Here is a 12,321-nt window from a genome sequence, read left to right on the forward strand (position 1 = left end):
GCTGTGGTTTTTTATAAACTTCGCATTTAAACCGTTTTGTATGCGTTCCATCCTCTACTATAAAAAACTATTTCCTGTAGCTTTTACCTTTTTTGCGTTATCTGCCCATGCCCAGGTTCCCGGTTCGGCTATCGATGTGCAGCACTACAATTTTGCATTACAGCTTAACGACGATAACAATAATATAAAAGGCGAGGCCACCGTAGCCATAAAATTTATAAAGGATGCTGCCTCCTTTAGCCTGAACCTGGTAAAAAAGAATGCCGCTGGCAAAGGGATGACTGTATCAGCAGTAACCGAAAATGGCAAAAGCCTTAAATTTGAACAGGATAGCGATATTGTTAAAATATACACGCAGGTTAAAGCCCCCAGCAGGCATAGCTTTGTGATTAGCTATGAAGGCATACCTGCCGATGGATTGATCATATCTACCAATAACTTTGGTCACCGCACTTTTTTTGGCGATAACTGGCCAAACCGGGCACATAACTGGCTTCCCTGTGTTGACGACCCTGCAGATAAAGCAGCCGTTGATTTTGAAGTAACCGCGCCCGATCATTACCAGGTGGTAGCCAACGGTTTGCAACTGGAAGAGAAAACATTAGATAATCACCTGAAACTTACCCACTGGCAAGAAAATGTGGTGCTGCCTACCAAAGTTATGGTTATAGGCGTTGCCGAATTTGCCATTGACCACCCCGGCGATGTAAGCGGTATCCCGGTTTATACCTATGTGTTTCCCGAAAACAAGGATGCCGGATTTAAGAACTATGCTATCGCCAAAGATATATTGCCTTTTTTTATCAAAAAAGTTGGCCCTTACAGTTATGAGAAACTGGCCAACGTACAATCGAAAACCATATTTGGCGGGATGGAAAATGCAAGCGCGATATTTTATTTCGAAGAGTCGGTAACCAGCAAAGGCATAGAAGAGTTAATGGCGCACGAAATAGCCCACCAATGGTTTGGCGACGGCGCAAGCGAAAAAAACTTTGCCCACTTATGGTTAAGCGAAGGATTTGCCACTTACATGACCAACCTGTACCTCGAAAATAAATATGGTGCCGATACCTTAAAAAAGCGGTTAATTGAGGACAGGCAAACCGTTATTGATTTTGAAAAGAAAAGGCTGAGCCCAGTGGTTGATACCGCTGTAAAAGATAAATACATGCAATTGCTAAACGCCAACAGTTACCAAAAGGGCGGTTGGGTATTGCATATGCTAAGGCGTAAACTTGGGGATGTTATATTTTGGAAAGGCGTAAGTAATTATTACACCATGTATAACGGCCGCAACGCCAATACAGCCGACCTATGTGCTGTGATGGAAAAAGCCAGCGGCCAAAACCTAAAGCCATTTTTTAAACAATGGTTAAGAACGGCTGGCCACCCGGATTTGAAAATAACATGGATGCAGCGCGCAAATAGTTCTGTTGTTGAAATATCGGTAACGCAAAAGCAGGCATCCATTTATGAGTTCCCGTTGGAGTTTACGGTTAACGGCAAGCCCTTCACCCTTAATATAAAAAATAAAGAAACCGGGCTTAAAGTGCCGGTGGCAACCAGCGATGCCAAGGTGGTAGTGTTGGTTGACCCTAACGTTAATTTACTGGCATCTTTTAGCCTGGAAGGTATTACTGTGCAAAAGTAATAAGCTTGTGACTATCTGCTAAATAAATCGACAGCCCTATTGATTTATAAAATTTTATAATTATCATTGTGTAATACCTACACAATGATAATTATTGGCTTATCGCCCAAAAATCATGGTAATGGTATACGTTATTCAGCTCCCGGATAATTCATAACCAATTATATTAAACCAGATAACCATGAATAAAAACTCAACATTTTGGGCTTTGCTGGCCATTTGCCTGCTGCCATTATTTGGCTACAGCCAAAGCAGCGATGCCGTTATTGCCGGCGAAAACGTAGCCGTAACCAGTACCGATGCCGGGCAGGTACGCGGGTACATCCACAACGGCACCTTTAATTACAAAGGTATACCTTATGCAACTGCCAAACGTTTTATGGCGCCCGAAAAGCCCGCCCCGTGGCAGGGTGTTCGCGCATCGCTGGTATATGGCGCTGTTTGCCCTATCGACCCGACCACCACTGTTAACGACCCTATCGAGTTTAGCTTTCAGCACAACTGGGGTTATATGAACGAGGATTGCCTGAAGCTGAATGTTTGGACGCCTGGCATTAACGACCAAAAGAAACGCCCTGTAATGGTTTGGCTGCATGGCGGTGGTTTTGCAGCCGGTTCGGCCATTGAACTGCCTTCTTATGATGGCGAAAACCTGAGCAAAAAAGGTGATGTTGTTGTGGTATCCATTAACCATCGTTTAAACCTGTTGGGCTTTTTAAACCTATCGGCCTATGGCGATAAATATAAATCGTCGGCCAATGTGGGCATGATGGATATTGTGGCCGCCCTGCAATGGGTAAAACAAAACATTGCCAGCTTTGGTGGCGATCCGGATAACGTAACCATTTTTGGCCAGTCGGGCGGCGGCGGCAAGGTTACTACGTTAATGGCGGCACCATCAGCAAAAGGCTTGTTCCATAAAGCTATTGTGCAAAGCGGCAGTTACCAGTCAAAATTTATGGATAACGATGTATCAAAAAGAATTGGCGCGGCTATGCTGGAAGTATTGAACCTGCAGCCAAACCAGGCAGATTCGTTACAAACCATATCATATGAGCGCCTGAGCGCGGCCGCAAAAAAAGCTTTACCTAAAGTTGCCCAGCAATTAAAAGCCGAAGGCAAGCCCGTTGCCGGTTTTGGCCTTGGCTGGGAACCTGTTAACGATGGTGTGTTTTTGCCTTACCAGTTGAATGACCCTGCCGCTGCCGAATTATCAAAAAATATTCCCTTACTGGTAGGCTCAACCAAAACCGAGTTTATGGCCTCGCTGATAAACCCGGCTATCCGTAACTTTAGCATGGATGATGTTAAAAGCTACCTGCAAAAAAAATATGCCGATAAAACAGATGCCTACATGGCCGAGGTTTTAAAAGCCTATCCGGGCACGGTAAAACCATCCGATTATCTGGATATTGATTTGGCAACCTTCAGGCCCGGTGTTATCCGCCAGGCCAATGCAAAATCGGCAGTAGCGGGCGCGGCCCCGGTTTATATGTATATGTTTACCTGGCAGTCGCCAGTGGCCGATGGCATGTTTAAATCTATCCATTGTATCGATATCTGTTTTGAGTTTGACAACATTAAACGCTGCGAAGAAATGACCGGTGGTGGTAAGGATGCCTATGCCTTAGCCAATAAAATGAGCCAGGCCTGGATAAATTTTGCCCATACCGGCAACCCAAATGCCAAAGGCTTGCCCAACTGGCCTGCTTACACCGCCCAAAACGGCGCGGCTATGTTGTTTGATAACAAGGCTGAAGTAAAATACCATCATGATGCTGCCTTGCTTCAAATGGCTTCGGCAAAATAAAAATCTGAAAGTTTAATAATATAACGGCTGCCTTTTGGTGGCCGTTTTTGGTTACCAGGAAGATTACGCAATAAAGTTTATTGTTATTGATTGAACGCAAATTTTTAAACGGCGAATTTGAAAAATCTGGAATTTTTACATAATATAATTTTGTAATTTGCGTTACCAGCCAAACAATCCATTCCAATGGATCGTTTAACTACCAACTATTAACCTTTAAACCATTAGCATCATGAACACAGCAGCAATTAAATCCATGTATGTAACCGCTTACAGATGGAACGCCAGAAATTTCGGACAAGGTGGCCTACCCAAATTTAACTCGCTTTTTGGCGTTAGTTTCCTGTTAATCCTTTTGCTAACCAATCTGCTGATGTTTACCCAGCTTTGCTTACACCAAAAATGGTTTAATATTAACCAGGTAACCGCAACCGTAATGCTTTTGGCAGCCTCGGGCGCGCTGTTGCTTAATTATTTTATACTGCTAAACAACGGCCGGTTTAAAAAATGGAATATTGCATTTGAAAAACTGAGCAAAAACCACCAAAAAATATGGTCAATTATGCTGATGGCCTATGCGGTGGTATCCTGCATCTTTTTCCTGTTTGTAAACACCATCTGATCATTTAAAAATATCATGCTGGTTTTGACCTTGTTGCGCATATGGCAACAAAAATTTAACAGCCAGGTTATTTTACAATTATGCTAATTACATGAATTGTGCGTTATTTTGCATTACCTGCTGGTAGTACTGGTGTCGTGTCGGCGATAAATTGACGGATAGTCTTTAGCCCAAAGTTTTAAGTTCTAAGCAAAAAAAGAAAAAAATCAACTTTAGACTTACGACTAAGTACTGTTGACTTAACAATAGCAGGTAATATAAAGCATACCATAACCATGAAAGTGATCACAAAATTTAGCTGTCTTATTGCCTTAGTTATCTGCAACTCGGTAAATGTTGCCGTGGCACAAACCAAAGCCGACGTGTTTAATCCAAAAGTACCGGTTACCTGGCTGGGAATGGACTTTTCGCAGGCAAGATTTATTGGCTCTGAAGCGGCATACAAGGCATCGGGCGAACTATTGAACTCCGAGTTTGTTGGTAAATTTATCCCGGCCTGGGCAAACCTGTTTATAACCGAGCCAAAAACATATAACGTGCCCCGTGCGTCGCACCGCGATAGTGTACACTTTGATTTTAAAGTTACCGAAGCTGTGAACAACGCCATCACCAAAAACTTTTTTACCGAGAAACCAAGTGACTTTAGCACACTTAAAGAGAAAGACATTGTTGATTTGGTAAAGAATTACGATTTCCAGGGGCAGAAAGGCCTCGGGATGATGATGTTTATTGAAGGAATGAATAAGGCTACCCATGAGGCTGGTGCCTGGGTAACCTTTGTAAACATGACCGATAAAACAGTTTTGTTTACCGTTTATAAAACCGGCAACAGCCGTGGTTTTGGCTTCCGCAACTATTGGGCACATTCGTGGTACAACATCCTGAAAGATTTTGCCAGCGATTTTGACACGTATAAACAACGGTCATAAGTATTAGCAGCGGCGCCCAATAGGCGCCGTTTTTGTTTTAGGCACATTTTTATGTTCCTTTTATCTTGTGACACATAAAAATTTTTATCTTACGCTTTGAACAAACTTTATCATCGTGTTAGTTAAAACTTTTGGCAGTGCGGTTTATGGGATACAGGCTATCACCATTACGGTTGAGGTAAATATAGCAGCGGGTACTAAATATTTTATTGTGGGCCTGCCGGATGTGGCTATTAAAGAAAGCTATTTTCGTATTGATTCGGCACTAAAAAATTGCAATTTCAGGATGCCGCGCCAGCAGGTAGTGGTAAATATGGCTCCGGCTGATATAAAAAAAGAAGGCTCGTCATATGACCTAACCATTGCTACCGCCGTGTTAGCCGCATCGGGTCAGTTGGATGCCGAAGAACTGGATAAGTATATTATTATGGGCGAACTATCACTTGATGGCAGCTTGCAACCCATCAAAGGCGCGTTGCCCATCGCCATACAGGCCCGTAAAGATGGTTTCAAGGGCTTTATCCTCCCCAAACAAAACGCCCGCGAGGCCGCTATTGTAAATGACCTGGAGGTTTATGGTGTTGAAAGTATCAAAGAAGTGGTAGGTTTTTTTAATGGCGATGTAAAGCTTGAACCTGTAATTGTAAACACCCGTGAGGAATTTTACGACAGCCTGTGCAACTACGACAGCGACTTTAGCGAAGTGCGCGGACAGGAAAATATCAAACGCGCGCTGGAAATTGCAGCCGCGGGCGGCCATAATGTCATCCTGATAGGTCCGCCGGGAGCCGGCAAAACCATGCTGGCCCGCAGGTTGCCATCCATTTTACCCCCACTCAGTTTATATGAGGCCTTAGAGACCACCAAAATCCACTCCGTTGCCGGTAAGCTTGCCGCTGCCGATGCGCTGGTTACTATTAGGCCCTTCAGGAGTCCGCACCATACCATCAGCGACGTAGCCCTTGTGGGCGGCGGAAGTAACCCCGCCCCCGGCGAAATTTCGCTGGCCCACAATGGTGTTTTATTCCTGGATGAATTGCCAGAGTTTAAACGCAGCGCCCTGGAAGTAATGCGCCAGCCGCTTGAAGAACGCCGCGTAACCATTTCAAGGGCGAAGTTTACGGTTGATTATCCATCAAGCTTTATGTTGGTGGCGAGTATGAATCCTTGTTCGACCGTACACTATTCTCCGCGTTTAGCGGGATAGAGGGGGCATAGGCCAGGGTGATGGTGATGTCTTCCCTATCAATTTCAATCGCCTTGGTGATGGTTTCCACGATGCCGCGCTTCTGCTCAAACGGCAGTTGCGCCCACTGGTCATACAGCGTCCTGATTTCCGACACCACGATCTCGCTCGACATCATCTGAATGGTGCGAACGTCGATTTCCGCTTCCAGTTCCGGCCGCCGCGCATCCATTTGCAAGATACGCTCCTCGACCGGCTTGAACTTTTCGGCAAACAATTCCTTGGTCATTTCGCCATTCAGGCGCATGGCAAGCATGTCGTCGGCCTGCCTGGAAAGCCTTGCGCGGTCCTTTTTCAGCGCTTCGAGCAGGGTTTTCTTTTCCTGCAATTCCTGGTCGGTGGCCTCCACGTACGTCGCATGGTTAATGCCGCTCAGGTAGTCCCGCAGATAGCTCTGGTATATCTCGTCAAGGTCGGCGACCGTTATGCGGTTCTTGCACTTCTTGCAGACGTACGTCTTGGAGTTGTGGTACACGTACATGGTATTGCCGCAAACACAGTGGACATAGCCTGATAAGAGATACACGGCTTTGGGGCCTTTCGGCTTTTGCAATCCCTCCTGCATGTCGAGAATGGCGTTGCACTCGTCCCACAGCTCCCTTGAAACGATTGCCGGACAGGGCAGAATAATCCATTCCGATTGCGGTTTGATTGACCAGGCTTTGCCGTCCCCCCGGCTTTTGGTGTAGTTGGCGCGGCGCTCGCCCTTGGCGGCGCTGTCGCGCAATAACCGCATGACTGTTTGGCGGGTGAATATTGAACCGTTGCGGGTTCTGTACCCCGCGTCGTTGAGCGCCTTGGCGGTGGTGAGCTTTCGCTGGTGCCTCACGAACAGCTCGTACATCAGCTTGCGGATTGGCGCTTCTGCCTCATCAATCACCAACTCATTGCCCTGCCACCGGTAGCCGAAGGACGCCTGGCCGCCCAGCGGCTTTCCCATCCTCGCGCGGATCGGCACGGAGGCCGCGACGCGGCTGGCGATCTCCTCGCGCTCCCACTGCGCCATCGCGGCGATCATGGTGTAGAAGAGGCGGCCGGCGGGGGTGCTGGTGTCGATGCTTTCAGACAGTGATATTAGGTCTGCATTGCAAGCCCGGAAGATCTCGGCGAACTCCAATAGCTCCTTGGTGTTCCGGGCGAGGCGCGCAAGCTTGGAGAATACCAGGCCGGTGATGTGGCCGCTCCTGATGTCTGCCAGCATCCGTTTTGTCTCGGGCTGCTGCATGACGGACTTGCCGCTCACCGCATCAAGGCGGTACACCTCGACGACCTGCCAGCCGTCCTTGGAGCTGATGTACCAGCGGGCGCGCTGCTCGTGGTGTTCGGGGCTTTCGTCCTGCACCTGCATGTCCGTGCTTACGCGAATAAAGATGCCTACGCGTTTTGTTTCCATTTTTAATGGGGGTTAATTGTGAAAGACCGGGTTGCTTAAAGTTAGAAAATAGAGCGCAGCAATGCAATGAGTGCGACAATCGCGGTAAACAATCCATTGAGTACGACATACGCTATTGAGAGTATGAGCGTTGCGCCGAAGATGAACTTCAGCAGGTGATCTGCTTTTTTAAAAGGAACTGACATATGTTTTATGGTTTCCTTTTATTGTATGGAAGTGGTGAGGGGGATGGTAGTGGATCGAAGTTGCGCTTTAGCGTAAATTTAATCTACTTATAGTAAAATAGCTTTCGATATATCTTATGAGGGTGGATTACCAACATCGAAAATATCCAAATCGTTTGAGGGTTGTTCGCAACAGCCTGGGGTATTCACAAAGGCACGTAATAAAAATACTCGGATTAACGAGAATAGCTTTGCTTTCTGAATGGGAAAATGAGAAGAAGATGCCACATAGCATTCATCTTATCAAGCTTTGCATTCTCTATAAAAAGTCCACTCGGGAACTATACCCGGAGTATTACCAACGGGTAGCGGAGCAAATGAAAGTACTGTAACAGTTTCGACGGAAACTATACATTAAATAGTTAGCGAATAGCTTTATAAAGTATGTTTTTTTGTTGCGTCCATATATTGGCGCCGCCAACGTACGTACGTTTTTAAAAAAAATTAACGTACGTACGTAGCTGTGCCAATTCAATTTATAAGAATAATAAATCATGAGTTCTTTATATAAAAAAATTAAAAAGTGATATGTTCAGTCCGAAAGAACTGAAAATCGCACATGAGTTAGCGGAGGCGTTGAACGATGAAAAGTCGCTCGCGTTCTATCTCTCATGTGCACAAAAGTACCCCACGGAGTTTTTGATGGATACGCTCACCTATGTGGTGAGCAGACCAGCACACACCGTGCGCACTACTCGTGCGCGACTGTTCACCAGCATTATCACTAAATCCCCGTACTACGCCAATGATCGTATTTGGGATTAGTATCGGTACAACACGGTCCGGAATTTGTATTATGAAGGATAGAGTGCTATTTCGAGCGCAAATCCGCACTAACATGTCTCCGTGGTCTGATGAAAAGTTGATTAAAATTATTAACAGTTATCGGGAGTATGTTGTAAAATATAGTCCGCAAGCGATAGTAGTTAAGGTGCCACCGGTAGTACACCACTCTCCTGAAATTAAAATTATCATGGCCGAAATCGGATTGCTCGCAAAAAAACATGGTTGTGAATTTGACTTCATCACCAAAGACGAGTTAAAAGAGGCCACTAATACCGATAATACTCAGTCATTAATTGAACGTACAGTGCTACTGTACCCCGAACTTAACGAGGTTTTTGAGCGAGGCCCTAAATCCTATCTATATTACCAGCGGTTATATGAGGCGGTATTATCCGCTCGTATCTATGAGGAATGGGCACGAATAAAAGAAGTTCAGGAATAATTAAATAGTATAGTAAAAATAAAGCGGGGCGTTAGCTCCGCTTTTTAAATCAACAGACAAAATAAATTCGCCAAAAGGTATTCTCTTTCTTTATTACTAATCGCTGATAATCACTACTCCTTTTTATATAATTAAAATGCCAATTGACTTTGTAGGCAATTGTCAATGTGTGTCATTTGTAGTAGAAATGTAATCTTGAAAATCAAGCCTTATTTATTAAGGAAAAACAATTCTTTGTTAGTAAATTTATGTGTGTCATCGGAAGTTTACCCACAAAAAAACGCGGAGCCACCGTTACAGCGGTGTGCGAACTTACACTAAAACAGAAAGGAGGTCTTCAACTTACACCACTTATCAATTTTTCAAATTTCTTAAATCACAGGAAAATTGAAAGATCGATTATGTATCTAACTTATATCGTTGTAGTTAAGCATGATGATATTTGACTGTAAATAAATCCCGATTGCACTGTCAAGTGATCTCCTAAAGGGCAGAGGTCACTTGATGATAGCTTAACAAGTGCCCTATTACTTCACCCTACATAAAGGAGAATAATTATGAAAACTTATCTTAACGTCTATTTCGAACAAGGTGTCGAAATAAGACCCAAAGCCTTAAAAGACAAAAATAATGAGCAGGGCTGCTTCGAACTCGCTTCGTTCAAGGAACTGGGGGCGATTAACAAAATGGATAGCTAATTTTTCGGCAATTGTAGCTATACTGACTTTTTTACTGATATATCTGGTTGTTCCTGACTTCAAATCAATGTCGGATCAATTAATTGTGGCTAAGTACGAACACGGAAAATTTGTATTCTGGCGAAACCTTGATTTAGAAATTTTAGGAGGAGGTGATTCGTACATCCAAATGAGTGCTTTGGTTGTGAACACCGAGAATCTTGATACGTGTCGATTTCTTTCTTCCGAAAGCTTCAATGATGGTATTTATCACGAATTCCGTTCTATCAAAGTAGGCAATCAAAATATTGCGGGACATTTTAAGTTTACCCCAGATGTTCGAAATTCTATGGTTGCGAAAGATGGAATTAGTTACAAAATAACGTTTAAGTATGACTTAACTTATAAGTTTCTATTTTTTACAAGACATAAATCAATGACCGAACGCTTTATTTTCGTTCTGCCAGCCCACAAAATATACCGGAGTGGTAAAGCGATATCAAGCCGAAATAATTACTTAAACGGTACTCCAGTACGTTTAGTAAATATTGAAAATTAAGACGAAATAGCTGACCACGTTAGAGTTACAAATAAGTAGAGGTCTATTTATACTATGAACTTTTTGCATAGTAATATTTTTATTATTTGCAGAGCGATCATTAGATTAATTATATGTATATATATAATTTTCTCGTTGATAGCTTATGGAAAGATCTACGTTATAACTACAGAAACCATTCTTCTCTTAATTCTTTCCATTGATCTTATTGTTTTAATTATAGAAACCTTTATTTATCGGCTTCATAATACAAAATGAGCCTTACCCTTTCTTACTTTAAATTGAGGCTTAAGGGCCAGCAAATGCAAATTTTATCCCTTCTAAAAACTACTGTCTTTCTGATTTCAAAAAAAGGTTCCGAACTTCCTTTAATTGGGAGCACATAAACGGAGAATAGAGAAAACTTTTGATTTTAGCTTTATTTTTCAACGACAAGGCAGGTCCGAACTCTAACAATAGCGTATTTACCTCTTTCGCGATCTCGCTAAGCGGGAATATCCATTTTGAATTGGTTAAATCAAGCTTTCTTTCATTTACTATCAAGTCCGAACCTAACTCCAGCAGAATCTCTCTTTTGCTTTCGGGCCAGCTGTTTTTAAACCGCCAAGGTGCGTATATGGCAAGATCAATTAGTTTATCAGCAGCCTCTATCCAGGCCGGTGAATCGGCACTGCTTTCCGTTATCAACTCTGATAAACGATGTTTTTCCTCGTTTAATTCAATTCTTTTTTCCCGAAACTCGTCGTCGGTTATTAGTTCGGCGGAACGCATGTCGATCAATCCATTTATTTTTTTCTGAACCTGTTCAAGCGCCACCCTATTCGCATCGCCTAAGCCATCCGCGTTGTTTTTCTGCCTAACTTCGTTCTCGTGCCGAACCCAATCCATCAGATGTTCGTGCATCGATTCGGGCATTTGTATTGCAGACAGGATGTTTTCAATGTCTTGACTGATGGCAGCCTCGGTGATCGGCCGCTGCGAACAGGCACCTTTCCGCTTCGTGCATTTATAATATATGTATTGATGCACGTTGCCGTTCTTCTGCCGCTTTACCTTCAGTTCCCCGGTCATTGCGCAGCCGCACCTGCCGCACCGCAACGAGCAGCCGCCATAGCTGAAGTAATGGTGGGCAGGGCGGGGGTTGTCGGGCCTGCGAAACATCCGCTGTACCCGGTCAAATTCCGCTTTTGTAATCATCGGCTTGTGGATTCCCTTGTATATGCTGCCACTCCTTTTTGGCCACTCATACTCACCGTAATAGAAGGTGTTGTGAAAGATGCTGTATGCGGTGGATAGGGCTGGCTTTTGGCCGGCGGCGTTGCGCAGGCCCCATTTGTTGATTGCGATGTTGATGATTTGGGTTGGCGTATGCGTTCTTGCCAACAACGCCTCCCACATCTTGCGTACGACAGGAAACGCAATTGGGTCAATTTCTCGCTTTCTCGCACCCTTTATGCCGCCCTTATCAGGAAGATACCCCAATGGCGGACGCCCCGGAAAAATGCCAAGCTGTGCGCACTTGGTCATTCCGGCCTTTACGTCCAACGCCTTGTTGTCGTTTTCAAATTTCGCCTGTAGGCAGTGAAAGCCGAGCATGAAAATATCCATCGGATTGTTTCGATAAACGTGGCTCTCCGTCACTATTTCCCTGAGTCGGCCGGTATCGAAGAGGTTTATAATGTCGCCGATGTCAACGGAGTTTCTCGAAAGCCGGTGCGGCGCCCATGTTACGATGCCGTTAACTTTCCCAGCCTTGATCTGCCTTATAAGTGAATTGAAGCCAGGTCTACCCGGTCGCTTTGCGGACTTCTTTTCTTCTATAGTTTCGACAACATTGAGATTGTGACTATTCCGTAAACGATCAAGTACATCCCGCTGACTGCTTAACGAGAGTACTTGTTTTTCCTTATCATCGGTAGATTTGCGCAAATATTCCGCATACCGAATAGTTGTATTGGTTTCATTTTTCATCATTTAAAGGG

The 12,321-nt window shown here is 44.3% G+C and carries 8 protein-coding genes and 1 pseudogene; 7 read left to right on the forward strand and 2 right to left on the reverse strand.

From position 1 onward, the window contains the following. The first annotated feature begins 40 nt into the window (after positions 1-40). From FSB76_RS16000 to FSB76_RS16020, 5 genes and pseudogenes are all read left to right on the forward strand, one after another. Positions 41-1,651, forward strand: coding sequence for a M1 family metallopeptidase (locus tag FSB76_RS16000; RefSeq protein ID WP_147055005.1), 1,611 nt, complete (start codon positions 41-43; stop codon positions 1,649-1,651). Between the two features lie 181 nt (positions 1,652-1,832). Next, on the forward strand, positions 1,833-3,461 hold the full coding sequence (locus tag FSB76_RS16005) for a carboxylesterase/lipase family protein (protein ID WP_147055007.1): 1,629 nt from the start codon (positions 1,833-1,835) through the stop codon (positions 3,459-3,461). 232 nt (positions 3,462-3,693) lie between these two features. Next, positions 3,694-4,083: a hypothetical protein gene (locus FSB76_RS16010; protein WP_147055009.1), complete on the forward strand. Its 390-nt coding sequence runs from the start codon at positions 3,694-3,696 to the stop codon at positions 4,081-4,083. A gap of 275 nt (positions 4,084-4,358) precedes the next feature. Further along, complete coding sequence (locus tag FSB76_RS16015; RefSeq protein WP_147055011.1) at positions 4,359-5,012, forward strand: hypothetical protein; 654 nt, start codon at positions 4,359-4,361, stop codon at positions 5,010-5,012. Between the two features lie 115 nt (positions 5,013-5,127). Beyond that, positions 5,128-6,201, forward strand: a pseudogene (locus FSB76_RS16020) (YifB family Mg chelatase-like AAA ATPase); the annotation flags it as partial. Here the strand turns inward: FSB76_RS16020 and FSB76_RS16025 are convergent. Continuing rightward, entirely contained in the window at positions 6,155-7,651 is a 1,497-nt protein-coding gene (locus FSB76_RS16025) for a recombinase family protein (protein ID WP_147055013.1), read from the reverse strand. The pseudogene FSB76_RS16020 and the gene FSB76_RS16025 sit on opposite strands and share 47 nt — an antisense overlap. A gap of 1,062 nt (positions 7,652-8,713) precedes the next feature. On the opposite strand from FSB76_RS16025, the gene FSB76_RS16030 reads away from it, so the two are divergent. After that, entirely contained in the window at positions 8,714-9,103 is a 390-nt protein-coding gene (locus tag FSB76_RS16030; RefSeq protein WP_147055015.1) for a hypothetical protein, read from the forward strand. Positions 9,104-9,733: 630 nt separating this feature from the next. Then, entirely contained in the window at positions 9,734-10,339 is a 606-nt protein-coding gene (locus tag FSB76_RS16035; RefSeq protein WP_147055017.1) for a hypothetical protein, read from the forward strand. A gap of 327 nt (positions 10,340-10,666) precedes the next feature. Here the strand turns inward: FSB76_RS16035 and FSB76_RS16040 are convergent, their stop codons facing one another. After that, the gene (locus tag FSB76_RS16040) at positions 10,667-12,313 is read right to left on the reverse strand and encodes a recombinase family protein (protein WP_147055019.1); all 1,647 of its coding nucleotides are present in this window, start codon (positions 12,311-12,313) and stop codon (positions 10,667-10,669) included. Between the last annotated feature and the right edge of the window lie 8 nt (positions 12,314-12,321).

The sequence above is a fragment of the Mucilaginibacter ginsenosidivorax genome (assembly GCF_007971525.1).
GTDB lineage: Bacteria > Bacteroidota > Bacteroidia > Sphingobacteriales > Sphingobacteriaceae > Mucilaginibacter > Mucilaginibacter ginsenosidivorax.

Coding starts and splice junctions, on each gene's coding strand:
- FSB76_RS16000 (WP_147055005.1), top strand. CDS start 41: ATGCGTTCCATCCTCTACTATAAAAAACTATTTCCTGTAGCTTTTACC.
- FSB76_RS16005 (WP_147055007.1), top strand. CDS start 1,833: ATGAATAAAAACTCAACATTTTGGGCTTTGCTGGCCATTTGCCTGCTG.
- FSB76_RS16010 (WP_147055009.1), top strand. CDS start 3,694: ATGAACACAGCAGCAATTAAATCCATGTATGTAACCGCTTACAGATGG.
- FSB76_RS16015 (WP_147055011.1), top strand. CDS start 4,359: ATGAAAGTGATCACAAAATTTAGCTGTCTTATTGCCTTAGTTATCTGC.
- FSB76_RS16025 (WP_147055013.1), bottom strand. CDS start 7,651: ATGGAAACAAAACGCGTAGGCATCTTTATTCGCGTAAGCACGGACATG.
- FSB76_RS16030 (WP_147055015.1), top strand. CDS start 8,714: ATGTCTCCGTGGTCTGATGAAAAGTTGATTAAAATTATTAACAGTTAT.
- FSB76_RS16035 (WP_147055017.1), top strand. CDS start 9,734: ATGAGCAGGGCTGCTTCGAACTCGCTTCGTTCAAGGAACTGGGGGCGA.
- FSB76_RS16040 (WP_147055019.1), bottom strand. CDS start 12,313: ATGATGAAAAATGAAACCAATACAACTATTCGGTATGCGGAATATTTG.